This window comes from Actinomyces faecalis (assembly GCF_013184985.2).
Lineage (GTDB): Bacteria > Actinomycetota > Actinomycetes > Actinomycetales > Actinomycetaceae > Actinomyces > Actinomyces faecalis.
Map to the genome: position 1 here is coordinate 1410333 of NZ_CP063418.1, position 26242 is coordinate 1436574.

The window sequence follows — 26242 nt, forward strand, 5'->3', positions numbered from 1 at the left end:
GTGCTCACTTGCCGCCCTCCGTCCAGGACAGCGCCGCTGTACGCACCGGGGCGTCCCACAGGCGCAGGACCTCCTCATCGGCCCGTACCAGTGTCAGGGCACAGCCCGCCATGTCCAGGCTCGTGACGTAGGAGCCCACCAGGTTGCGCTCAACCGTGACCCCCGCCTCATCCAGTAGTGCCTTGACCTCGCCGTACATGAGGTACAGCTCCAGCAGCGGAGTGGCACCCATGCCGTTGAGCAGGGCGATGACGCCGTGGCCGGTCTGAGAGCCGGGCAGCTCGGCCAGGAGGGGCTCGACCAGCTCACTGGCCACCTGGGAGGCCGTCATCATCGGCGCGCGGCGCCGGCCTGGCTCACCGTGGATGCCGATGCCGATCTCGATCTCGTCGTCGGCTAGGTCAAAGGAAGGTTTGCCGTTGGCCGGGACGGTGCACGAGGTCAGTGCCATCCCCATCGAGCGGGAGCAGTCAGCCACCCGCTGGGCGACCTCCCGGACCTGTTCCAGGCTGTAGCCCGCCTCTGCAGCGGCACCGGCGACCTTCTCGACCACGAGAGTGGCCCCCACGCCCCGCCGCCCGGTGGTGTAGAGGGAGTCCTCAACCGCGACGTCGTCAGCCACGAGCACCGTAGCCACCTCGGGACCTCCCTCCATCGCCACCAGCTCGGCCGCCATCTCAAAGTTCATGACGTCGCCGGTGTAGTTCTTGACGATGTGGAGCACGCCGGCCCCGCGGTCAACCGCCTTGGTGGCGGCCGCGATCTGGTCGGGCACCGGGGAGGTGAAGACCTCCCCGGCGCAGGCGGCGTCGAGCATGCCGGTGCCCACGAAGCCGCAGTGCAACGGCTCGTGCCCGCTTCCCCCGCCCGAGACCAGCGCGACCCTCCCCGCCTCCTTCGGGACGGCGCGGTAGACCACACGGGCATCGAGGTCGATCCTCAGCTGGTCCGGGTGGGCGGCAGCCAGACCGACCAGGGAGTCGACGACGACGTTCTCAGCATCATTGATGAGTTTTTTCATGGCACCAGCCTAGTACCCATGTGGTACACGCCGTCGGATCCCAGCCGTGCGCAGGGGTCCAGCAGCATGGCCGCCTCGACCTCGTGCGGGTCGTGCCCGTCCGCCGCCTGTCCCAGACGGCGTGCGCGAACCTCCTCGAACAGTGGCACGCGACCGATCATGCCGGCCAGCCTCCGTCTGGCACCGGCGGCCAGACGCGCGTTGGCGCGGTCCAGCCACTCCTGCACCGCGCCCTGCCCGCCGCGCTGGCGCAGCGCCGCCTCGAAGGCACCGGGGTGGACCAGGGCGATGAGCCCCGAGACGTGTCCGAAGCCCAGGGAGGTCACCAGCCCGGCACGGACCACGCCGCCCCGTCCCGACAGCCTCATCGGCGTACGCGGCCACACCCAGAAGGCGTCAGCCTCCATCGCCGGGTCCACCACGTCCAGGCTGGCGTTGCCCGGGGCCACCCCGGTGGCCAGCACCTCGGTGAGCCCGGTCACCTGGAACAGGGCCGCCCCGCCCTTGGCGTGGCCGGTCACGGACTTCTGGGACACGGCGACCAGCGGGTTGCCAGGAGTACGTCCCAGGGCCCGGGCCAGCCGTGTGTGCAGCTCGGACTCGTTGGGGTCGTTGGCCTTGGTCGAGGTGTCGTGCTTGGAGACCACGGCGATGTCGTCAGCCTCGACCCCGAGGTCCGCCAGGGCCCGGGCCAGGCGCGAGCCCTTCCCGCCCCGGCCCGCTGCCAGGGCCCCCAGCCCGGGGGCAGGGATCGAGGTGTGGGCGCCGTCGGCGTAGGAGGAGGCGAAGCCGACGACTCCGGCCACCGGCAGCCCCAGCTCGACCGCCACGGTGGCACGCGCCAGGATGACCGTACCGCCGCCCTCCGCCTCCACGAAGCCTCCACGACGGCGGTCGTTGGCCCGGGAGAAGTGGCGTGCGCTGATGCCCTGGGCGTACATAGCCTCCGTCTGCGCGGTGGCGTTCATGTCACCGAAGCCCACCACGGACTCCACCGAGATGTCGTCGATGGCACCGGCCACGACGACCTCGGCCTTGCCCAGCGCGATCTTGTCCCAGGCCTCCTCGATCGACACCGCTGCCGTGGCGCAGGCTGAGACGGGCTGGACCATGGAGCCGTAGCCGCCGACGTAGGACTGCATGACGTGGGCGGCGACGACGTTGGGCAGGGCCTCCTGGAGGATGTCGGAGGGACGGTCCTCGTCCAGCAGTCGGCCGACGAACATCTTGCGCATGGACTCCATGCCGCCAAAGCCCGTGCCCTGGGTGGAGGCGACGTCGCTGGGGTGGACCGCCTGCAGCAGCTCGGCCGGGCTGAAGCCGGCGGACAGGAAGGCCTCGACCGCCGTCACCAGGTTCCATGCGGCAACGGGGTCCATCCCCTCGACCATGGTCGCGGGGATCCCCCAGCGCGAGGGGTCGAAGCCCTCGGGCACCTGCCCTCCCACCCTGCGCGAGAGCGTGGCACGGCGCGGGACCCGGGCGAGGCACCCAGCCAGGCAGGTCACCGTCCACTCCCCCGTGCCCTCCTGGGGCGCCACCCGCGTGTGAGCGGGGTCCGCCGCCTGGACCGAGCGGGCCGTGGCCTCGTCGGCGACCGTGAGGGTGATGTCGCGGTCGAGGTAGACGGTGGCGTCGATCTCGGTGTCGGGCGCGACGAGGCCGTCGTCGACGAGCTCGCGGATACCGCAGCGGGCCACGACCTCGTCCCTGTAGCGCTCGTACACCTCCTCCTCGGGCACGATCTCGCCCTCGGCGTCGTACCAGCCGGCCCTGGGCGAGTCCTGGTAGGTCAGCAGCCCCATCCCCCAGGCCAGCTCAAGGACCCCTGCGGCCGTGAGCTCGACGTCGTCCTCGCCACCCATCCCCAGCTCGGCCTCGCGACGCGTGCGTGAGGTGCCCCAGGTCGAGACCTCCCCGGTGGAGACGATGACGACCATGTCCTCCAGGCTCGCCCTGACCTCGCCCCACTGGGGCGCCGTGGGCTGGACGGGGACGGCCAGGGTGGGCAGGGCGGGCACCGTCACCGGCGCCGAGGTCCCGGCCGCGGCCTGCGCCGTCGTGACGACGGCCTGCTCACGCAGGGCCACGAGGTCGACCCCGTCCCCCAGGCCTCCGGTCAGGTCAGCCTCGACCGGCTCGAGCCCCGCCTGCTCACACACGCGAGGCGTGCACAGGGCGAGCAGCTCGTGGGCGATCTCGTCGGTGGACCAGGTACGCACGCCTGCGGCCTCCACGGCCTCGACGAGCGGGTCGTTGCCTCCCATGAGGCCGGTGCCGCGTACCCACCCGATCCGGGGGTGGGCCAGGGTGACCCGTCCTGACCACGCCTTCTCCGTCCTCCAGCGGTTCACCACGGCGTCCAGGGCGGACTTGGCCTCTCCGTAGGCGCCGTCGCCACCGAAGGTGCCGCGGTTGGGCGAGCCCGGCAGGACGACGTGGAGGCGGGAGCTGACGTGGGTGTCCGCGCCGATCGCCGAGAGAGCGGCGATCTGGCGCTCCAGGCTCCACAGCAGCACACGGGTCTGCGACTCGGCCGCCGGACCGGCGTCGGCCAGCGTGCCGCTCACGCGCGGGGCTGCGAAGGGCAGGAGCAGGGTGGGAACCAGAGCCTGCTTGACCACGGTCGAGGAGCCGCCCGAGGTGACGACCTGCTCGTGCCCGATCCAGTGGGCCAGGGCGTCCACGTCCCGGTAGGAGGCCAGGTTCGCAGGGACCATCCACAGCCTCGCACCGGCCACGGCGTGATCGCGGTAGAGCTGGCGGGCGAAGGCCAGGCGCTCGTGGCTCAGGTGCGAGGCGGTCGCGACGACGCACGCTCCCCCGGCCAGCAGCCCTGCGACCACGGCCGCCGCGATCGAGCCCGGTGCGACCCCGGTGACGACAGCGACCTCGTGCGCCCAGGCCTTCTTCTCCTCAGGAGCCTCACAAGCCGCGCGGGCGACAGCCTCCAGGAGCTCGGCACGCTCGCCGTCGCCAGCCTGCCTGGCCTGCTCCCGCCACCACGCCGCCTGCTCGGCCACGGCTGGTCCCAGACCGGAGAAGCGCTCCGGCGCCAGGCGGTCACGGGCCTCTTCCACGGAGGTCTCGCCGCCTCCCAGGCGTGCCAGCTCCTCTCGGGCGCTGGCCCACCAGTCGTCGATGAGAACCGCCCGGCGGGCGTCGAAGGCCGGGGTCACCGAGCTCAGCCATCCCGGCCCGAGCTCGGCGTCCACCGCCGCCACGAGGGCACGGGTGGCCTCGGCCTCATCGGCCGCGGCGTCGTCGACCTGCACCGGCTCGCTCAGTCCCAGGGCCGCGAGCACCGTGCGCGCGGTGGTGGCGAGCACGCCGTCCTCACCGGTGACCGTGGCGGCGAAGGCGTCCAGGGCGGCTGAGTCGACGACGGAGCCGGCAGAGGCGGAGGAGCTCACCCTGGCCACGCTGATCCCGCGGACGCCGGCCACCTGCTGGACAGCAGCGTCGATGAGCGCGTCGACCTCGGACGACGAGGCCGCCGGGCCCGAGGTGCCCAGGCTGGCCAGCTCTCCCCCACGCACGGACACGCCCTCGCGGGTGCCGAGCATGAGGGCCGCGCTGGTGTGCGCCGTCCAGCCCTCGCCCAGGCCCCAGACCGTCCGCAGCCGCTCACCCACGTAGGAGGCGCGCCGTCCGCACGGCCCCATGAGCCGTCCGAGGCTGGAGCGTACGGCCTCGGTGAGCACCGGGCCGAAGGCCTTGTACCCGGGGGCTCCCTTGGACACGATCTGGCTCAGGGTCGGCATGTCCGCGTCCGCGGCGCCGTCGATCGATGCCAGCTCCAGCTCGGCGCCCATGTCCATGAGCAGCTGGTTGCGGCGTGAGGAGACGCCGTTGGTCAGGGTCTCGGTGGTGTCGGTAGCCCCGATCTGCTCAGGGGCGATCCGGGCGGAGTGGGCCAGCAGGACGGTCAGCGCGTCAGCCGCACCGAAGGACAGGTCGGCCACGCCCGCCCCGGACACGGCGTGTCCGGCGGGATCGGTGGGCGCAGCGGGTGGCTCAGCCGCCCTGTCCTGGGGCACCGGCGCGCTGGCCGGCGCGGGTGCGGCCTCGTGGGCCTCGGCCTGCGGGGTCGGCGCGCTGTCACCCGGTGCGGTCGTCTCCTCCACACTGACGGCGGGATCGGTGTCAGTCGCCAGCACCCGGGCCTCGTCGCGGCGGACGTTGTGGACCGTGACGTGGCGTCCGGCGTGCTCGGGCAGCAGGAGCGTGCGCGAGGCGAGGTTGGCCAGGGTCGGTGAGGCCGCCAGCCCCACCTCCACCAGGTGGCGCCTGCCCAGGCCACCCTGAGCACGCGAGCGCAGGAGCAGGTCCTGGGTCTCGATCCAGCGCACCGGTGAGGCGAACTGCCAGGCGAGGAGCTCGACCAGGAGCAGCCGGGCCAGCTCACGGGGACGCTCCTGCCAGTCCTGCCAGTGCTCCAGCACCTCCCGCGCCGGCTGGGAGGGGACGACCTGGAGCAGGCAGCGGACAAAGTCCCGGCTCAGCTCGAAGGCGCGCGCCACGAGGTTGGGCACGTAGCGTCCCACCAGGCGCTCGTAGTCCAGGTCGTGCGGAACGAGCTCCAGGAGCCGACGCCGGAAGGCGGGTACTCCCGGGCGCAGGACCTCGGAGTGGAAGGGGACGTCGATGCCGGGCACGAGCATGAAGGGGTTCCTGCCCCCGCGTGCCTCGGCCCGGGCACGGCTGTCCGCCGCCAGGGCCTCAAGGCCCGCGACCGTGCCGGCCACCGCGTACTGGGCACCAGCCAGGTTCTCGTTGACGACCTGCAGGAACTCACCGCTGCTGGCGGCGACGGAGGCGACGTAGTCCTTGACCTGGCCGGCGGTGACACCGGCCTGGTCGGGACGCAGGGCACCCATGCGGTAGCCGGAGCGGCCCTGGGCGTCACGCTCGACGAGCGTGTGCATCGTGGACCCGCGCTGGAAGACGATGGCGATCGTGGTCTCCACGTCCATGACGTGGCCGTAGGCGGCCAGAGCCGTGTACTCCCCCAGGGAGTGGCCTGCGAAGGCCGCGTCCTCGACCAGGGCACCGGCCTCGGCCAGGCGGGCCGTGGAGGCCATCGCCACCGTCGCCAGGGCGACCTGCGTGAACTGGGTGAGGTTGAGCAGTCCCTCCGGGTGGCGGTAGGTCACGCCTCGCGCAGTCATCTCCACCGGATTGTCCCGCACCAGGGCAATAACCGAGAACCCCAGCTCGGAGCGTGTGAAGGCGTCAGCCCGCTCCCACACCTGACGGGCCGCGCGAGAGCTGTTCATCTCCTCCAGCCCCATGCCGGCCGTCTGGACGCCCTGGCCCGGGTAGAGGTAGGCGGTGGGCTCAGGCGCGGTCACGGCGGTACCCCGCGAGACGACGTCGCCGTCGACCCTGCAGGTGACCTCCAGGACGTAGCCGCCCCCGACCACGAGGCCGGTACGCTCCACGCTGATCTCGACCTCGTCCTCCAGGTCGACCGTGCCGAGCATGACGTAGGTCCACCCCTCCAGGACGAAGCCGCTGCCAGTGACGTCAGTGGCCGCGACCGCGTGCTGCGCGGTGGCCGACAGCCACATCCCGTGGACCAGAGGCGCCTGCATCCCGGCCACACGAGCAGCGTGGTAGCTGGTGTGGATCGGGTTGTAGTCCCCGCTCACACGTGCGAAGGCCGTCATGTCAGACGGGGCCTGGACCGTGACCCGTCGCAGCAGGCGCCGGGCGCAGCGCGCCGTGCGCCGGCCCGTGCCGCCGGCGGGGGCAGGTTGGCTGGGAGCCGAGGTGCCGTGCGCACGGCCCCGGATGGCGAAGCGCTCGCGCATCAGGGCGATGACCTCGCCCTGCCTGCCCGGGGACGCCGTGCCGTTGTCCTGGTCGGCCCCCTGCCCACCGTCAGTAGCGGCCTGTCGCAGCTCCAGCCGCACGTCCACGACCCTTCCGGCGCTGGACTCCTCCAGGGCCGCGACCCAGCCGGTGACGGCTACGCGCGAGCCGGGAGCGGCCCAGGCGGCCAGGTCCTCCAGGCTGCGACGCAGGTCGATGGTGTGGTCCAGGTGGACCGCCCCGAGCAGCCCCTCGATGAGCGGCGTCCCGTCCTCCACCACGCTGCCCAGCGCGGCGTAGACCACCGGCCAGCACGGCCCCAGCAGCGTGTCGGGCACGAGCGGGGCCGGTCGCAGCCCCTGGTCCTTACCGGTGGACAGGGCCTGGCCGGTGACGGCGGCGTGGTCGGTCCCGAGGGTCGCGGACAGGGTGAAGGTGTCCGCCACCACGCCGAAGGGCTGGGTCACCTCCTCGCCGCGGGCGTCACGAGCACCGGGACGTGCCGCCTGGACGGCAGGCAGCGCGGTGACCCGGTCGCCGGAGGCGGACGTGGATCCCACCCCTGCTGTGGCCCGCAGGAGGGCGTTCATCGTCTGTGAGATCCGGGTGGGGTCCACCAGCGGTGCGGCACCGTCCCAGGCGGCGGCCAGCCGCAGCGGGACCACGAGGTGCCGCACGGCGTGCACGTCCTGGCCACCTGGGACGTCGTCCCAGTGCGTGTCCAGGCGGATGTCGAGGTCGTAGGCGTCCTGCGCCACGTCGGGGCGGCTGACGACGGTGTACGTGCCCTCCTCCAGCACCTGTGCGGGGTTGACGGTCAGGTGCCCGCTCCACAGGACGTGGGGCGAGTGACGGACCAGCGCAGCGGCGTCAGCGACCGGCCGCGCCTGCTCGCCCACGCCCTCGCCCAGCCGGGCGGCCGCCGACCTGGCCTCGACACCCCGGTCCTGGAGCACCTGGACGGCAGCCTGCTCGAAGCGCCCCAGGATCTGGCTGACTGGCTCGTCCACGCTCGTGATCCCGGCCACCGACACCGGGCCGGGGATGATGCGCACCTGGTCGGCGCTGTAGCGCGGGTCCTGCGACTGCCACAGGGAGTCTGTCCCCCACCAGCGCAGGATGTCGGCGTCGAGCACCGGCACGAAGGGCACAGGCTTGGGGTGCTTGCGGCACAGCCCGGGGAACCAGGCGGCGTCAACGGGACTGACCACGGTGGTAGCGGCCTGCGGGTAGCGCTGCTCCAGGGCGGCCAGGGCGGCGTCGCAGTCCACGACGTCGCTGGCGGTGGCGAAGAGCGTGTCCACCGGTCCGTGGTCGGCAGGGGCCAGACGTGCCTCGACACGGTGCAGCAGGTCGAGGAAGCGGTCGTACCAGCCCTCGTCGTTCCAGTCCTGCTCGCTGGCCGGGCGGTCAGGGTGCGGGGCCACGCACAGCTCGGCGTACCGAGCCGCCCAGTCCAGGTAGGTCATCTTCTCCACGTCACCGAAGTAGGGCTTGGCGGTGCGGGCCAGGGCCTGGACCAGCTCCTCGCGCCGCTCGGTCATCGCCGCCTCGTCACCGGCCAGCTGCTGGATGAGCCTGGAGGCAGCCGCTGAGGAGTTGTCGATCTCGTACAGGTCCGCCCGCAGGTGGGACAGTCCTGACGTCATCCCGCCCAGGCTCGCGCCGGAGGCGACCCAGCCGCCGTCGGCCCCGCTGGATCCCGGAGCACGCACGGTGGTGCCGGGAGTGTCCACGAGCAGCTGCTTGACGTCGGGGTTCGTGCGGGCCTCACGCGCCGTCATGGCGGCTGTGCCGACCATGACCCCGTCCACAGGTGCCGGGGCCGTGTCATAGGCCAGGGCCCACTGCCCGGTGAGGTAGTCAGCAGCCCGCTCAGGCGTGCCGATCCCGCCGCCCACGCAGAGCACGACGTTGTCGTGGGTGCGGATGTCGTCGTAGGTGGCCAGCAGCATGGTGTCGAGGTCCTCCCAGGAGTGGTGTCCCCCGGCGTGCCCGTCCTCGACCTGCATGATGACCGGTGTCGGCGCCGCAGCCTCGGCGATGGCGAGCACCGAGCGGATCTGCTCCACGGTGCCCGGCTTGAAGGCCACGTAGGTAAAGCCCTCCTCGCGCAGGCGCTCCAGCAGCGCCGTCGCCTCGTCGAGCTCGGGCACGCCGGCGGAGACGACGACGCCGTCCACCGGCGCTCCTGCCGCGCGTGCCTTGGACAGCAGGCGCTGGGAGCCCAGGTGCAGGTTCCACAGGTAGCGGTCCATGAACATCGCGTTGAAGGCGGCTGTGCGGCCGGGCTCGAGCTGCTCCTTAAGGCCTTCAAGGTTGGCGGCCAGCACCGCCGGGGTGGTCTGGCCGCCTCCGGCCAGCTCGGCCCAGTAGCCCGCGTTGGCGGCAGCCGCCACGATCTGCGGGTCGACCGTGGTCGGTGTCATCCCGGCCAGGAGGACGGCTGAACGTCCTGTCAGGCGTGTGAAGGCCGTGTCCAGCGTGAGGCGTCCGTCGGGCAGACGCGTCAGGCGCGGGGCATAGCGCGAGCGGTCCACCGTCGCCGGCGGGCAGGCACCCTCCTGGTCGAGGCTGTCCAGGTCGCGCGCCGTGCCGGCTGGCACGACGCGCACGCCGGTACCCGCGGCTGCGAGCGAGGTGATGCGGGCCAGGACGCTGCCCGGTCCCAGGTCCATGACCAGGCGGGGACGCAGGCCCAGCGCCGTCGTCGTCCCCAGCGCCTGGCGCAGGACCTGCGGCCAGTCGACCGTGTCGGTGAGCACGGCCGTGGCCAGGTCCCGTGCCACAGCGGTGTCCAGGCCGCAAGCACCCGCCCAGGTGACGACGTCGTCCACCGCGGCTGCCAGGAAGGGGCTGTGGAAGGGGACCGTGGTCGCCAGGAACTCCGTCACGGGTGCGAGGACCGCCCCGCCCGCCCGCCGCTGCCTGCGAGCCTGCGCGCTGCGTGCCGCGGCCGTCTCCAGGGCGGAGACCAGGAGGAGGAGCGTGTCCGGACGGCCAGAGACGATATGCGCCGCGCGACCGTTGACGACCGCGAGGGTCAGGCCCTCGTGCCCCGGGACCTGTCCCAGGACCTCCTCCAGGACCGACCGGGTGACCCCACGCACGGACAGCATCGGCGTCGCCTCACCCACGGGGCCCAGGCCCTGGCGGCGCGTGGCGCGCGTCGCCGCGGCGCCGATGAGGCGCGCCAGCGCATGGACCTCGGTGACCTCGCTCTCACGCTGCCCGGTCAGGGCCGTCAGCAGCGCCACGCCGAGCACTCCCTGGGAGTGGCCGACGGCGGCCACTGGCCGGTGCCGCCCCGTCACGTCGATCCCGGCACCGGGCAGGGTCAGCAGCGCCGCGTGCTGGGCCAGCAGGATCCCCGATACCGAGGTCGCCGCCTCCTCACCCTGCCCGCCGCGCTGGGGCGCAGGCGTCACCGGTGCACCCTCGTCGTCAAGGACCCTCAGGCCCCTGGGGCTGATGGTCAGCAGCTCGGTAGCGACCGGGGCCAGGACGTGGCAGACCTCCTCATCGGCCCCCACCAGCCGGGCGACCAGCTCACGGTCGGTGCCGGTCAGCTCCGTCAGGGTCGCCCGCCAGGGCGTGGCCTGGCCGCCGAAGGTGAGCACATAGGGCTCGCCGGCCTCCAGGAGGTCGGCTACGGAGGTGCTCGTGGCCGAGGCCGACTGGTCATCCCTGCTGACGTAGGCCTCCTCGGCGGTGGGGGCAGTGAGCGTGGTGCGGGCGGTACGGGTCGTCATGGTGTCCTTGCTTGTCTGGCGGCGTGCCTGGCTGCTGGTCTGGCTGCTGGAGCCGGTGGTCCTGGGGCTGGGGGACGGTTCTGGGAGCTGGTGTCGTGTCACGGCTGGTGGTCCTTCCCTACAGCGGTCCGTTGTCGTGCTTCTTGCCGCCGGCAGGGCCGGCCACGCGCTTGGTCGCCAGCGCTGCCAGGGCCTCAGCAATGACGGTGCGGGTCTCCTCCGGGGCGATGACGGCGTCGATCTCCCCCAGGGCCACGGCCTTGTCCGGGTTGATGACGTCGTGGGTGTACTGAGCCACGAGGCGCTCGTGCATCGCGGCCGCGGCCTGGTCCCCCTCACTGTCGCGTACCTGCGCCAGCTGGCGGCGGTGGATGATGCCGACCGCGCCCTGGGCACCCAGCACCGCGATCTCCGCCCCGGGCCAGCAGAAGTTCATGTCCGCGCCGATCGCCTTGGAGCCCATGACGATGTAGGCACCGCCGTAGGCCTTGCGCAGGACGATCGTGACCAGGGGGACCGTGGCGGTGGCGTAGGCGTTGATCACCTTCGCCCCTCGCCGGATGATGCCGGCGTGCTCCTGCTCGGCTCCTGGGCGGTAGCCGGGTACGTCGACGAAGGTGACCACGGGCAGGCCGAAGGCGTCGCAGCAGCGGACGAAGCGTGCCAGCTTCTCCGAGGCGTCCACGTCCAGCGTCCCGGCGTCCACCATCGGCTGGTTCGCCACGACGCCCACCGGACGCCCCTCGACACAGGCGAACCCGACGACGACGTTGCCGGCAAAGTCCTCCTGGACCTGCACCAGCTCGCCGTGGTCGACCACGGCCTGCACGACGGCGGTGACGTCGTAGGGCTGACGGGTCGAGGCTGGCACGAGGTCACCGACCGTAGCCGCCGCGGCCTCGTCGGCGGCGCGGGCGTCGTCGTCGTACTCGTAGCGTGGTGCCTCACGCTCGGAGGAGGAAGGAAGGTAGGCCAGCACCGTGCGCACCTGTGCCAGGGCGTCAGCCTCGTCCTGGGCCACGTAGTGGACGACGCCGGACACCGAGCCGTGGATGTCCGCTCCTCCCAGCTCCTCGGCGCTGATCTGCTCACCCGTGGAGGCGCGCACGACATCGGGCCCCGTAACGAACATGTGGGAGGCCTCGCGCGTGGCGATGATGTAGTCCGTCAGGGCCGGGCAGTACACGGCGCCGCCGGCGCAAGGACCCAGGATGACGCTGATCTGGGGCACCAGGCCCGAGGCGGCGCAGGTGCGGTTGAAGATGCGCCCGTACTGGCGCAGCGCTCCCACACCCTCCTGGATCCTGGCGCCCCCGGAGTCGATGAGGCCGATGACCGGGATCCGCAGGCGCAGGGCGTCATCCAGCAGGCGCACGATCTTGTCACCCTCGACCTCCCCCAGGGCGCCGCCGGAGACGGAGAAGTCCTGGGCGTAGACCGCCACCTGGCGGCCGTCGACGGTGCCGAAGCCCGTGATGACGCCGCAGGGGCGGGCCGCCTCACCGCCACCCGATCCTGCGTAGCGCCCGATCTCCAGGAAGCTGGAGGGGTCGAGCAAGGCGGCCACGCGCTCCCGGGCCGTCTGCTTGCCCTTGGGGTGCTGGCGCTGGGCCGCTCGTTCCTCGGCGGCCGCGGCCGCACGCGCTGAGCCGGCGCGGAAGGCCTGGGTTCCAGGTGCCTGGCTCATCATGGTCGTGGACGTGCTCATCACTCAGTCCTCCTCGTCCTGCTGGTCCTGCGCGTCAGCGGGCTGCAGGTGGATCAGGACCTCGCCGGCGCTCACCGTGCGACCGGCTCCGACCGGGATCTGCCTCACCACGCCGTCGACCGGGCTGTGGACGTAGTTCTCCATCTTCATCGACTCCAGGACGACCATGAGGTCGCCGGAGCGCACCTGCTGGCCCGGCTCCACGCAGATGCGTGTGACCACCGCCTGCATCGGGGCGGCGATCACCGAGGGGTCCTCGACCTCGCCCGTCCCGTGCCGGGCGGCCTGGCTGGTGGGCCGTGCGCGCAGGGGCTGCTGGCTGCGCAGCGTCGGTGCTCCCGGGTAGCGCCCGCCCATCCGCGGCCCGTGGCCGCCCAGGACCCCGTCGGGCAGGGTGAGCTGGACCCGGCGTCCGTTGAGCTCGATGACGTAGGTCGAGCGGGTACGAGGGTTGTGGACCGGGCCAGGTCCGCCCTGCGTACTAACCTGCGAGGTGCCCGGGACGCCAGCGGCGGCACTGCTGTCCGACGCCGTGGCGCCCTCACCGTCTGCGTGCTCACGCAGCCGGTCCAGGACGTCGGTCTCGATCCAGCGGGTGGTGACCTCAAGACGCCCCTGGGCACTGGGAGCGGTGAACTCCTCGCGGCGCAGGACGTGCTCGTGCAGGGCGGTGCACACCGTCACTCCCTCGACGACCGTCTCAGCCAGGGCGCGGCGGGCACGGCGAACGGCCTGGTCACGGCTGGCACCAGTGACCACGATCTTGGCGAGCATCGGGTCGAAGACCGGGGTGACGACGTCGCCCTCGACGACGCCGGAGTCGATCCGCACGCCTGGGCCGGCCGGCCAGCGCAGGCGGGTGATGGTCCCGGTGGAGGGGGCCATGCCCTGGGTAGCGTCCTCGCACGTGATCCGCAGCTCCAGGCTGTGTCCCCGTGGGGCAGGCAGCGGTGGCAGCCGGCCGCCGGTGGCGATGTCAAGCTGGAGCTCAACCAGGTCGATGCCGGCCACCTCCTCGCTGACGCAGTGCTCGACCTGCAACCGGGGGTTGACCTCCAGGAAGTACAGCTCGTCGTGGTCCGTGAGGAGGAACTCGCAGGTGGCGACACCCACGTAGCCGACGCTGTCGAGCAGGCGGCGGGAGCCCTCGACCAGCTGATCGTGGACGCCGTCGGGCAGGAAGGGGGCGGGTGCCTCCTCGACGAGCTTCTGGTTGCGTCGCTGCAGCGTGCAGTCACGGGTGGAGACGACGGCGAAGGAGCCGTAGGCGTCACGCACGCACTGGGTCTCGACGTGCCTGGCGGCGGTGACAAAGCGCTCGAGGATCAAGGTCGCGTCCCCTGAGGCCGCCGCGTCAAAGGCCGGCGTGGCACGGACCTCCTCGTCACTGGTGAGCACCGTGATACCGCGGCCGCCCCCGCCGTCGGTCCGCTTGAGCGCCACCGGGTAGCCGTAGGTACGGGCGAAGGAGATCACCGTGCTGGCCGAGGTCACGCGGTCCGTGATGCCAGGCACGGGGGCGACGCCCGCACGCTCGGCGGTGGCCCGCGCCGTCATCTTGTCGCCGAGGGCTCGCATCGCTGACGGGCTGGGGCCGATCCAGACCAGTCCGGCGTCCAGGACCGCCTGGGCGAAGGCGGCGTCCTCTGCCAGGAAGCCGTAGCCCGGGTGGATCGCCTCGGCGCCCGTACGCGCGGCCAGGGCCAGGACGGCGGCGGCGTCGGTGTAGGAGGAGCCCTCTGGAAGGGCGTAGGCCTCGTCCGCCAGCTCGGCTGCCGGGGACATGAGGTCCTCCGGCGTGTAGGGCAGGATCGAGGTCCCGCCCAGGTCGCGGACCGTACGGACCACGCGCAGGGCGATCTCGCCGCGGTTGGCGATCAGCACGCGTCTGAGACGCTGCTCCCCCACCGGTCCTGAAGCCATCGGCATCGGAGTCCTTCCCTCACCGACTTCGTGGTCTCCTACAGACGTGCCGTCACGCCGCCGCAGCCGCGACCCTGACGTCGTCCGAGGTCCACAGTCGGCTCTCGCTCTGTCGTGAACTCGTCATGCGATCACGTCGACTCGATGCCACCGACAAAAAGAGTCGGCGCCACATCTCGACGATCACGTCACTGCGAGACTATTGAGAGGATCCAGAACGACTGCATTGTGGGATCACTACAAAAGAGACGACAAGTCTTGGATCACCTGCCCAGGAGGGGAGACTGAGCGCGCCATGACGCGGGAGTCGCCGCCACCAACACACTCCGGCAACATCTTTTGTCTATATCCACAAAGTCCGGCAAGAGGTTCCGCTGACAGGCCCTGAATCGACTCCTCGCACCCCGCAGCCTCGGAGGACCGACGCGGACATCACTCCGCACGTGCCGAGACAGTCTCGTTCAGCTCATCAACGTCTTGAACGTGTTTCTACGGGTTAAACATATTCATCCATCGCCTGACGCTAGACAGCGTGACGTGCAGGCGATAGCCTGTACACATGTTCGACTCAGTGAGCGAGCCCTCCCCCGCCACCTCACGGCGGCCGGCGCGGGAGAGGGCTGCAACCACCCCCGCTGCGGTGAAGGAGGAGGAGCGCCTGGCGCTCCTCGCTACCGTGCCGCCGGGAGGACCACTGGCCTCCTGCCTGGACAGGATCCTCCAGGCCGCACTGCCTCGTCCCGACGTCGACACCTTCGACGCGTCCTCAGCACCAGGCGGTGACCTCGCTGGCGCCGAGGTGCTCAGCGCCAGCGAGCGGGTCCTGCTGCTGCACTCGCAGGTGGCTCCGGGTGAGCCGCTCGCCGCGGTCGAGCACCTGGCCGGGCTCGGGCTGGAGACTCTCAGCGAGCTGGTTGCCGCGTGTGAGCGGCTGACGTCGTGGTCCTGCTGGATCCAGTCCCTCCTGGCAGCAGCGATGACTCGCAGCGTCGAGACGCAGCCCGTCTCCGCTCAAGAGGCTGGCGGGCGCCCCGATCTTCGCCCAGGTTCGTACGTCAGCCAGGAAGGGGCACGGCTCGTTGCTGCCAGCGAGATCGCGTGCCGGCTCGGGATCTCCACACGCCGTGCCGGCCAGCTCATCGAGCGGGGACAGTCCCTGTGCCTCCCGGCACTGTCGGCAGCCGCAGGCCTGCACCGCAGCGGTCTCATTGACGCAGCCAAGGCGGCTCTCCTCGCAGGCCGCCTCGAGCACGTCAGTCACGAGGTTGCCGTCCAGGTCCAGGACCAGGTTCTGCCCCGCGCACCGCACCGTACCCACACCCAGCTCGCGCGAGACCTGGACCGTGCTCTGGCCGCGTGCGACCCGGAGGGAACCTGTCAGCGCCGTCGCCGCAACGCTGAGCACAGGTATGTCAGCCGCCCCCGACCAGCAGGTGAGGGAGTCTGTGAGATGAGGCTCGTCCTGCCTGTTCTCGACGCCGCCCTCGTGGACGCGACGCTGGACGCCATCGCGGGCTCGGCCCGTGCCACGGGAGACGGCCGCTCTGTGTCCCAGCTGCGTGCGGACGCTGTGGTCTCCATGACGCTGAGCCTCCTACGGCGCGAGCAGCACGAGGCTTGTCGCCCTGCTGCGTCCCCACCCGGGTGCTTGCCTGGAGGACGCCCTGAGGCCGCCTCCGGCTCTGGTTCCGGCTCTGCCTCCGACCCCGGCGCCTACGCCCGTACCGTGACCTGGGCAGGGTCTGCCTCCCACTCTCAGGCCACCGGCAGCCATCCCGCTCTTGCCGACGGCGTTCCGCTGCTCCCCCTGCTTGCCGGGCTCAGCACGCTGGTCAGCTCCACGAGCCCGTGGTGGACACCCTCCGGCTCTGCCCCTGTGCTCTTCCCCTCAGGCCTCCAGGTCCAGGTCGATGTCACCGTGCCTGTCGACTACCTGGCGGAGGAGTCCTTCGAGGCCACCAGCGCCAGCTCGCCCGACGAGCCCGCTGGCGCCACCGGCTCGGTCCGTCACCCGTCCGTCCTCCGCCCACCCGTGCTGAGCGTCCAGATTGGTCGTCATACTCTCCCCGTACCATCCTACGTCGCGACAGCGCTCGCATCCGGCGGTACCTGGCGGCGTCTGCTCACCGATCCTGTCTCAGGCGCCGTGCTGGATGTCGGCCGCCGGCGCTACAGACCGCCAGCGTCCCTGGCGGAGGCGGTCCGGGCCCGAGACCACACCTGTACGCATCCAGGCTGCACCGTGCCCGCGCGCGGCTGCGACCTTGACCACGTGGTGCCCTGGAGCGCGGGCGGAGCTACCTCGTTCGATAACCTCACGCTCCTGTGCCAGGCCCATCACCGGCTCAAGCACACACCAGGGTGGTCCCTGACGCGCCTGGACGACGGTGCGCTCCTGTGGCGCACACCGTCAGGGGCCCGCTACCGTCGAGACCCCGACGGCGGCATCACCATGCTTGCGCGCCGGACCGGTCCGCGCTCTGTCCACCGGGACGTCGAGGCGGTGCCTGCGCGCCTGGCTGAAGCCGTCAACGAGTCGGTCATCGCTCAGATTGACCACGGCCTGGCGCAGACGATGTCGCAGGCTCCCGGCGGGAGCAGGTCGCCAGGTCAGTGGCAGACGCGAGGGCCTCGTCCCGGCGAGCCCGTAGGTGCCTGGCGCAGTGAGCCCTATGCTCCTGAGCTGCACGAGCTCGGGCTTGACGTCCTCCTCGACGAGCTGGTGCCGTTCTCGCCGACTGGTGTCGTACCCGATGCTTCTGCCCTGTCCGCGACCGCGTCGCTGACCGTCTCCTGCCCCGGTCCTCAGTGGCAGCAGCCGCCGGCAGCCCCTGCCAGCGTGCGAAGCGTGGCGATCGAGGCGGCCGCGTCCTCGCTCTTGTAGACCGCCGACCCTGCGACAAAGACGTCCGCTCCAGCCTCCGCGGCACGCTCGATGGTCGTCAGTGAGACGCCGCCGTCAATCTGGATCCGCAGCTGGAGGCCGGCCGCACTGACCATGGACCGTGCCGCAGCGATCTTGTGCAGCATCGGTTCCAGAAAGCCCTGGCCACCGAAGCCAGGCTCGACGGTCATCAGCAGCAGCATGTCGATCTCGCCCAGAATCGGCTCGACAGCCGCCAGCGGGGTCGTCGGCCTGAGCGCAATCCCGGCCTGAGCGCCCAGCCGGTGGAGCTCCTTGACCAGGACGAAAGGCGCACGGGTCGCCTCAGCGTGTGCCGTCACCACCGCGCAGCCCATCTCGGCGTACTGAGGGGCCCAGCGGTCGGCGTCCTCGATCATGAGGTGGGCGTCCACCGGCAGGCTAGTGTGCTCCAGGACGGTCTGGGTGAAGGACGGGCCGGCGAACATGTTGGGGACGAAGTGGTTGTCCATCACGTCCAGGTGCAGGCCGTCGGCGTTCTCGATCCGGGCCAGCTCCTCGGCGAGGTGCGCCTGGTCCGCGTTGAGGATGGACGGGTGGATCGCCGGGATGGTGCTCATGGGTCTCCTCGTTCTCAGGCTGTACGACGCAGCAGGGCGCAGAACATGGCGTCCGTCCCGTCCAGGTGCGGCCACAGCTGTAGCATCGGCCTGTCCGCACCGGCAGGAGGGACGGGAGCCACGCGCGTGGCGACGTCACCAGCGTGCAGGACCTCGGTTCCCCCGCCCTTGCGCTCCAGACGTCGTACGACGTCGCGCACGACGAGCTCGGTCTCCAGCACGTGGGGCGAGCAGGTGACGTAGGCCACCAACCCTCCCACGCGTACCGCGGCCAGGGCGCTGGCAAGCAGCTCACGCTGAAGCCCGGCCAGCTCGGTGACGTCGGAGGGCTGACGCCTCCACCGTGCCTCGGGCCGGCGTCGTAGCGAGCCCAGGCCCGAGCACGGTGCGTCCACGAGCACACGGTCATAGCGGCCAGCCTCATCCTGGCCGTAGAGACGACCGTCCCCGCAGCGCACCTCCACCACGCCCTCCGGCACCGCCCTGACGCTGGCGCGGACGAGCTGGGCACGGTGGGCGGTGACCTCGTTGGCCACGAGCCTGGCCCCGCGCTGCGCCGCCCTGGCGCCCAGGAGCGCCGCCTTGCCTCCTGGTCCTGCGCACAGGTCCAGCCACCGCTCGTCGCGGCCCTCAAGCGGTGCCTCGCTGAGCACCAGGGCCATGAGCTGGCTGCCCTCGTCCTCGACGCCGGCCGCGCTGGAGCGCACGGCCGGGATACGGCCGGGGTCTCCGCCGGGCAGGACAAGGGCGTACGGGCTGCGGTCCCCAGCACGGACAGGCTGGTGCGAGGCGGTCTGCGCCTCCTTGGCCAGGTGCTCGGGACTGATGAGACCGGGCCGCGCGCACAGCACGACGGCAGGCTCGGTGTTGTCCGCCTCCAGCAGCGCCGGCAGCTCCTCCTGCGGCCGACCGTTGCCCACCAGCGCCTGACGCAGGGCCTTGACGACCCACACCGGGTGGGACTGCGTGGACGACAGCGCCGTGACCTCGTCCTCGGCCTGCTCGGTCAGCTCAGCGAGCCACTGGTGGAGGTCCTTCTCGCTGATCCGTCGCAGAACGGCGTTGACCAGGCCGGCTGCTCCACGGCCGGCAGCGTGAGTGGCCAGGTCGACCGTTGCCGAGACCGCGCCGTGGGTCGCTACCCGCATGCCCAGCAGCTGATGGGCTCCCAGCCGCAGCACGTCGAGCACGACCGCGTCAAGACGGTCCAGCGGTCGGTCCACGCACCGGGAGATGATCGCGTCGTAGCGGCCCTGCAGGCGCAGGGTGCCGTAGGTCAGCGCGGTCGCGAACCCGGCGTCGCGGCGGTCCAGGCGTGCTGCGTCCAGCATCGGGGGCAGGACGAGGTTGGCGAACCCGCCGTCCTGGCGCACCGTCGTCAACGCCTCCAGGCTGACCAGACGCGCTGTGTCGACCGCTGCGCCCTGGCGGCGCCTGGACCGCGTCCTCGCTGCCTCCTGGCCCTCGCCACGCGTACGGTTCCTTGTGCCCTTGCTCGCCGACGGCACGGGGTTGTGTCGTCCTGAGTCGTTGCCCTTGCCCCGCTCGCGTCCCTGCCCGCGGCGCTGGGCCCCGGCCTGGGACCGCCGACCGGCCTGGCCACGACGAGCACCTCCGTATCCCGCCATCAGACCGCTCCGCCGTCGGCGTCACGGCCCGCCGGCTGGCCCAGGACCGTGCCGGCAGCCGGATGGGCCCCGCGGGCCCAGGCGTCAGCCGCCATCCACTTCTTCCCTGCCGGCGCCACCTGTCCCAGGCGCACGGCGCAGCCACCGGTACCGACCAGGACCTCGTGCTTGGAGACCTGGAGCATGCCGGCTGGCAGGTCTGTCACCTCGGGGACCTCGGTGACCGGACCGAGTCGCAGCCTGGTGCCCTCGTAGGTCGTGTGCGCACCGGGGGCAGGAGTGACACCGCGCACCCGTCGGTCGATCGCTGCCGCGGTCTCGGTCCAGCGGATCTCGCCGTCGGCCGGCGTGAGCACCGGGGCCAGGGTGACCCCGTCCTCGCGCTGGGGCACCGGCCTCGCCGTGCCCGCCTCCAGCTGCTCCAGGACCTCCGCGACGAGCGGGACACCTGCCTCGGCCAGGCGGGACAGCAGCTCGCCGGCCGTGTCGCGGTCCTCGATGCTGGCGGTGACTCGGCCGTAGACCGGACCGGTGTCCAGTCCCTCCTCCAGACGGAAGACGCTGGCACCTGTCAAGGTGTCACCGGCGATGACAGCTCGCTGGACAGGAGCAGCGCCCCGCCACGACGGCAGCAGCGAGAAGTGGAGGTTGAGCCAGCCGTGGACGGGGACGTCCAGGAGCACGGCCGGCACGAGACGGCCGTAGGCGACGACGACGGCGACGTCAGCGTCCAGGCTGCGCACCCACTCCTGGGTCTCCTCGTCCTTCAAGGTGGTCGGAGTGCGAACCTCCAGGCCCGCCTCACGAGCCAGCGCAGCCACCGGCGAGGGGTGCAGGGTGCGGCCACGGCCCTGGCGGGCGTCAGCACGGGTCAGGACACCGACCACCTCGTGGTCAGAGGAGTCCATGAGCCAGCGCAGCACGGGCAGGGCGACCTCGGGGGTGCCGGCAAAGAGAACACGCATGGCCACCATTCTAGGAGCACGACGCCTCGTCGGTCCCTCAGCCCCTGGACCTCCTGGGCTCGCGGCACAGACGGGGCCTCGGGCTACCGCTGGAGCGAGTACGGCGTCACTGGCGGCCTGCCGCAGCAGCGGGCAGGAGGCCGGCCTCGGTCAGGGCAGCCCGTAGCCGGCCCGCGCCACGGAAGTGGTGGGTTCGCAGGCCAAGATCCTGCGCAGCAGTGATGTTGGGCAGCGAGTCGTCGACGAACAGGGTGCGCTCAGGCGCGAGCCCGTGGCGGTCTAGCAGGATCTCGAAGATCCGGCGCCCCGGTTTGGTCTCGTGCTCGGCACCGGACACGATGAGGGCGTCGAACAGGTCCAGCTGCGGGCACAAGTGACGGTTGGCCTCAAAGAGCCGGTCGTTGAAGTTGGACAGCAGGTACAGAGGGACCCCGGCACCCGCCAGCTCCTCGATGATCCTGGCCGTACCAGCCACCGGTCCGGTCAGGGTGTCGGAGAAGCGCTCCCAGTACAGGCGCAGGAGCGCCAGCCAGTCAGGACGGTCCGGGTAGGCGCTCACGAGGGCCTCCTCGATCTGGTCGAAGGAGACCCCGGCGTCGCACATCTCGTTCCAGCGGCCGAAGCCGCCCTCACGGACGAACTCCTCCCACTGCCGGATCGTGGCCCGGCCTGCCAGTGCCCCGTAAGGGTCCCAGGCGTAGAGCACGTTGCCGTAGTCGAAGACGACCGTGTCAGCTCCACGGTCTGTACTGCCGGCGTCGTCTCGGTTCATCCTGTCTCCCTCTGGCATTGACGAGGGCTGGGCGGCCTCCGCACCCGCGGAGGCCGCCCAGCCCTCCTGGAGGCGTCAGCCTCGGTTGGTGGCGCCACGGCGTAGCGCCGTCGCGCCCAGTGCCGTGGTCAACAGTACCGAGATCACCAGCAGGTCGGTACCTGTTCCGGTCCGAGCCAGCTTCCCGGAGGCACGACCAGGCCGGGAGCCGCCGTCACGCTGCTCGGTGGCTGAGCCCTTGCCAGACCCATCTCCTGCGGAACCAGCACCATCCGTGCCGGTACCGTCACCAGAACCAGCCCCGTCACCAGAACCAGCCCCGTCACCAGAACCAGCCCCGTCACCAGAACCAGCCCCGTCACCAGAACCAGCCCCGTCACCAGAACCAGCCCCGTCACCAGAACCAGCTCCCTCACCAGAACCAGCTCCCTCACCAGAACCAGCCCCGTCACCGGAACCAGCCCCGTCACCAGAACCAGCCCCGTCACCAGAACCAGCCCCGTCACCAGAACCAGCCCCGTCACCGGGCTCAGGCTCCTCTCCTGTGGTGGCAGTGACAGTGATCTTGATGCTCGCGGTGACCGAGCCGTCCAGGACCGAGGTCGCGGTGACCGTGGCCTGTCCCGCTGCCAGCGCGTGGACCGCCCCGTCCTCGTCCACCGTCAGGATCTTCTCGTCGGAGGAGGCCCAGGTGACACTCAGGTCAGGTCCTTGCGCCGGGTCGAAGGTGACCGTCAGCGCCGTGCTGGCCCCGACCTCGAGCTCGGTCTGCCCGTCGATCTCCAGGGTCTGCTGCTGCCGACGCTCGATGGTGTAGGTGTAGCCCACCTCGGTCGGGAAGGTCAGCAGCCAGCTCTCACCGTCGCTGACCCAGGTGGGCGTGACCGTTCTCGCGCTACGGTCCGCCGTCGCCTCCGGGCCGCTGACCGCAGTCACCGTGTAGTTCTCCGCACCGCCGCGGGTGATGCGCACTGCGGCCTCGTGCCCGGTCCGGGAGGTCAGCGTCACCTTGTCCACCTCGCCGCCGGACCACTCGATCCCGGTGACGAAGCCCCCACGGGCAACCAGACCGCTGACAGAGCCCTTACCCGCCCAGGCCTCGGGCAGCGCCGGCAGGATGTTGGTGTAGTTCGCCCACATCCTCGAGGACGTGTCCTCGAAGGTCGAGTTGGACTGCAGGAGCATCTCCTGCACGCCCGAGGTGTAGCCGAAGTTCCCGTCAATCTGGAACGGCGGGTGGGCGTCGAAGAGGTTCGGGTACATCGCTCCACGCAGCTGGTTGCTCAGCAGCGTGTAGGCATGGTCACCGTCGCCGGTCCGGGCCCAGGAGTTGATGCGCTGCGCCAGCCCCCAGCCCGTCGCCTGGTCACCGCGGCGCAGGAGGGAGGTCTTGGCCGCGTCCATGTATGTCGGGTTGTCTACGGTGATAAGGTCACCGGGGAACAGTCCAAGCAGGTGGGACATATGACGGTGCTGGTGGTTCTGCTGGTATCCCGAGATCCAGCTCCCGTCCGAGTTCTTACCCAGACCGTCCTCGAAGTACCACTCCTTGATCTGGCCGTCTGAGCCGACCTCGATCGGCTGGAGCAGGCTCAGCGCGCAGCTCCACGAGCGGTTGGCGGTCGGGCTCGCGAAGGCCCCGGAGGAGTCCTTCTTCCAGTTCGCTGGCTCACAGGTTCCGTCCTGCGGGTCGCCGACCAGGTCAGCGTCGGCCTCCAGCGTCTGGGCCGCCTCGACCGTGTCGTGGAGAAGCTGCCAGACCAGCGAGCTCTCGTAGGTGTTGCCATCGGTTCCTTGCGGACCGTGCTCGGGCGAGTAGGCCACTCCCGTGGTCAGTCGCGGGCTTCCGTCGGCCGCCGGGCGGGCGGCCGGGTGCAGCATGTAGTCGACGTAGAACCGGGCCTCCTCCTTGAGCAGCGGGTAGATCTCCTCCTCCAGCTCCTTGGTGTCGCCGCTGAACTCGTAGGCCTCGTACACGTTCTGCAGCAGCCACGGCACCGCAGCCGGGCTCCATCCCCAGGAGAAGTCTGCTCCAGGTGTCGTCCAGCCGTACGGGGTGTTCTCCGTGTGCGCCATGAAGCCCTGGCCCTGACCGATGGGGGTGCCGACCTCGGTGCTGGCGCCCGCGTAGACCTGAGCCGTGACTCGGCCAGGCTCGACCAGTCCCTGGGCGTAGGTCCTCACCGGTACCGCCAGCTCAGCGAGGTTCGCGGAGTAGGTCGGCCAGTAGTTCATCTGGAGGTTGACGTTCATATGGAAGTCAGATCCCCAGGGAGTACGCCCGTGCGCGTTATCGTCCGCTGTCGAGGACCAGATGCCCTGAAGGTTGGCCGGCAGCTGGCTGTCCTCGCGGGACGAGGCGATCGTGAGGTAACGGCCGTACTGGTACGCGAGGTTCTCCACCGTCCGCTTGTCAGCCCCCGCCGCCTGGCTGTAGCCGGCCAGGAGGCTGTCCGTGGCCTTCGAGCCCTCTGCGTAGGAGCGGTTCTGCCCCAGGTCGAGGGAGACCCGGTCGTACAGGGCCCGGTGGTCCTCGACGTGGTCACGCAGTACAGCGCTGTAGCCCTTGGCTGCCGCGTCCTGCACGGTCTGGGTCACGCGGGAGGCCAGCGCCTCGGCATCCTCACCGGTGCGGTAGGTCGGGTAGACCTGCTTGTAGTCGGTGGCGGCAGCCAGGTAGAGCGTCACTGTGCCGGCACCACTGATGACCAGGCCGGTCCCCTCCGCGTTGGCAGTGATCTCACCCGCGTCCGTGATCGCCTTCAGGCGCATGGCGTAGCGCAGGCCGTTGTTGGCCAGGCTCCCGGTCACCGTCAGGGTGTCACCCTCGACGACGGTCTTCTCCCCTGTCTTGGAGAACCCGGCGTGGGTCGGGGTGGTGACCGTCAGGTTCAGCGCACCTGCCTCGCTCGCCGTCAGGCGGGAGACCAGGACCTGGTCCGGGTTGGACACGAGGTAGTCGCGGTTGTAAGTCACGCCGTCGCTGGTGAACTTGACCCCGGCGACGCCGCGGCTGAGGTCCAGGTTGCGCTGGTACCCCGAGACCTCGGCGTCCAGCCCGTAGTCGATGAACAGGTCACCCCAACTCTGGTAGGAACCCTGCTGGCTGGCGGTGAGTCCTCCGGTGAGACGACCGGGGTTGACCGTCTGCGCGCCGTTCTCGAGCTGCTGGTTCAGCTCACGCAGCGTAGCCCCCTGACGCCCCTGTCCGTCCTCGTTGCCGCCGTTGTACGAGGCGCTGGTACCAGGGCCACCGGTCCACAGGGTCTCCTCGTTGAGAGTGAGCCGCTCCTTGCTGGTCTCTCCCCACACGGTCGCACCGACCCGTCCGTTGCCAATCGGCAGCGTGGTCTGCTGCCAGACGTTGTCTTGCCCCTCTCCCACGGACCCAGCGCCGCCGCGCCAGGTGGTCTCGGACGCCGGCTGCGAGTACCACAGGACGTCGTCACCGCTCATGTCCGCGTCCTCGACCTCGCCCTCAGGAGCGACGACGTAGACCAGAACCGTGGTGGACAGCTCAGGTCGTGCCTTGGCGGTGACGGTCAGCACGTGTGCCCCGACCGTCTGAACGTCGTAGTCGGTCCCTGTGAGCTCGTAGGCGTCTGCGGGCAGCTCGACCTGCGTGCCGTCATCCGTGCGCTCGATCGCCACGCGCGTACCGTCAGCGGAGAAGGGCTCTCCCACCACGTAGCGGGTCTTGAGCCCTGAGGCCACCAGGCGGTGCGTGGGAGCAGGTGCCGGGGTCTGCGGCACCCTGAGCGCCGGGGCCATCTCGCTGCTGGCACCGGACAGAGTTGCCGCACCCTCAGAGGAGGCGAAGCGCACGTCGACGCCGGTGCTCTCGCTCAGAGCGAGAGTGACACTGGAGCGGCCCTGCCTCATCGCCTCACGCACGATCGCGGTGACGTCAAGCTCAACAACCGGTCGGCCGGCCGGCACCTTCATCGAGTCGCTGTACCTGGTGCTCCCGATCTCGAAGGCAGTCGACTGCGCCACCGCGCGTCCGTCCTTGAGGTCGATAGCGGGACGATGGATCCACGTCGCCCCCGGTGTGGCACACGAGGCTGCTCCGTTGGTGCACACGGCGTCGTCGACACCGGTGGCCAGGAGCGTCGTCGTCTGCTGGGCGTCACGGGCGCCGCCGGCGTAGCCGAGGTATGTCAGACGCAGCGTCGCCGCCGCCGGCACTGAGGCCAGTGACGACAGGTCGAAGGTCAGGAGACCGAGCTTGGCGTCCGTCCCGTCGGCCACGTCGGTGGTGACCAGCTGCTCGTTGAAGCGGCCCCTGCCTGAGGCAGCCAACGCGGCCACGTAGGGCTTGGAGCTGTTCGTGAGCTGCTTCTCAGATCTCCACGCCTGGGCGGTATTGTCAGCCTGCACCGGCAGGTCCTGGGTCCCCAGCGCCGTCGGGCTCCCGCCGGTGAGCACCATGTGCGGTGCTGCCTGCCCGGCCTCAGCGCTGGCTGCCGAGGTGTTCTCGAGGCTGGCGAAGCGCAGGTCGATCCCCGCGCTCTCCGCCAGGGCGAAGGTCAGGACCTGTGATCCTGCCTCGAAGGCGGCAGCCACCTGGCTGGTGACGTCCACCTCGACGACCGGCAGGGTCCTGCCGTCAGTCGGGGTCGAGGGGTAGCGGGCCTGCCCTATCTCGAAGGGCTCTGAGCTCGCCGTGGCCTGGCTCGTGTCTACTGCGGGACGCGCTACCCAGGTCGCTGAGTCTGTGTCGCACAGCAGGGCGTCGTTGGTGCAGCTGAGGTCGTTGACCAGCGCGAGGCTCACCGTGTCCTTGACGGAGGCGTCACGCTGTCCGCCGGCGTATCCCAGGTAGCTCAGGCGCACGACCGCGGAGGTCGGTGCGTGCTCGTAGGGACGCAGGTCGAAGGTCATCAGACCCAGCTTCGCGTCGGTGCCCTCCGAGATGTCGGTCGACAGGAGCCTCTCGTTGAAGGCACCTGCCTGCTGGCCACCGTTGAGAGCGGCGACGTAGGGCTGGTCGTGCTTGTTCTGGGTCTTCTCCGACCTCCACGACTGGGCCGTGTTGTCAGCGACCGCCGTGACCGTGCTGGTCGGCTCCATGGCATGGGCGGCACCCGGCCGTGCAGCCTGTGCCACGCCAGCCAGCAGCAGAGCAGCACTGGCAGCGACCGTCACCACCGCACGTATCCGCGGTGCTCGT

The 26242-nt window shown here is 70.9% G+C and carries 10 protein-coding genes; 1 reads left to right on the forward strand and 9 read right to left on the reverse strand.

All coding sequences use genetic code 11. The features are described from left to right. Positions 1-4: 4 nt before the first annotated feature. The 4 genes from dhaK to HRL51_RS06045 form a co-directional block, all read right to left on the reverse strand. Positions 5-1021, reverse strand: a complete 1017-nt coding sequence (gene dhaK / locus HRL51_RS06030) for a dihydroxyacetone kinase subunit DhaK (protein WP_172192593.1) — start codon at positions 1019-1021, stop codon at positions 5-7. After that, on the reverse strand, positions 1018-10590 hold the full coding sequence (locus HRL51_RS06035) for a type I polyketide synthase (RefSeq protein WP_172192716.1): 9573 nt from the start codon (positions 10588-10590) through the stop codon (positions 1018-1020). The genes dhaK and HRL51_RS06035 overlap by 4 nt, the downstream gene beginning before the upstream one ends. A 118-nt stretch (positions 10591-10708) precedes the next feature. Beyond that, entirely contained in the window at positions 10709-12298 is a 1590-nt protein-coding gene (locus HRL51_RS06040) for an acyl-CoA carboxylase subunit beta (RefSeq protein WP_425321731.1), read from the reverse strand. Positions 12299-12301: 3 nt separating this feature from the next. Further along, on the reverse strand, positions 12302-14227 hold the full coding sequence (locus tag HRL51_RS06045; protein WP_172192595.1) for an ATP-binding protein: 1926 nt from the start codon (positions 14225-14227) through the stop codon (positions 12302-12304). 553 nt (positions 14228-14780) lie between these two features. On the opposite strand from HRL51_RS06045, the gene HRL51_RS06050 reads away from it, so the two are divergent. Continuing rightward, positions 14781-17105: an HNH endonuclease signature motif containing protein gene (locus HRL51_RS06050; RefSeq protein WP_172120062.1), complete on the forward strand. Its 2325-nt coding sequence runs from the start codon at positions 14781-14783 to the stop codon at positions 17103-17105. Here HRL51_RS06050 and rpe read toward each other — a convergent pair. The 5 genes from rpe to HRL51_RS06075 all read right to left on the reverse strand — a co-directional run bounded on the left by rpe (position 17027) and on the right by HRL51_RS06075 (position 26220). Beyond that, entirely contained in the window at positions 17027-17704 is a 678-nt protein-coding gene (gene rpe / locus HRL51_RS06055) for a ribulose-phosphate 3-epimerase (RefSeq protein ID WP_172120063.1), read from the reverse strand. The two genes, HRL51_RS06050 and rpe, sit on opposite strands and share 79 nt — an antisense overlap. Positions 17705-17718: 14 nt before the next feature. Next, a complete protein-coding gene (locus tag HRL51_RS06060; RefSeq protein ID WP_172120064.1) occupies positions 17719-19332 on the reverse strand; it encodes an RsmB/NOP family class I SAM-dependent RNA methyltransferase in 1614 nt (537 codons plus the stop codon). After that, positions 19332-20297, reverse strand: a complete 966-nt coding sequence (fmt, locus tag HRL51_RS06065; RefSeq protein WP_172120065.1) for a methionyl-tRNA formyltransferase — start codon at positions 20295-20297, stop codon at positions 19332-19334. Before fmt ends, HRL51_RS06060 begins: the two co-directional genes overlap by 1 nt. A gap of 106 nt (positions 20298-20403) precedes the next feature. Beyond that, positions 20404-21069, reverse strand: coding sequence for an HAD family hydrolase (locus HRL51_RS06070; protein WP_172120066.1), 666 nt, complete (start codon positions 21067-21069; stop codon positions 20404-20406). 75 nt (positions 21070-21144) lie between these two features. Next, complete coding sequence (locus HRL51_RS06075; protein ID WP_172192597.1) at positions 21145-26220, reverse strand: glycosyl hydrolase family 95 catalytic domain-containing protein; 5076 nt, start codon at positions 26218-26220, stop codon at positions 21145-21147. Positions 26221-26242 lie beyond the last annotated feature (22 nt).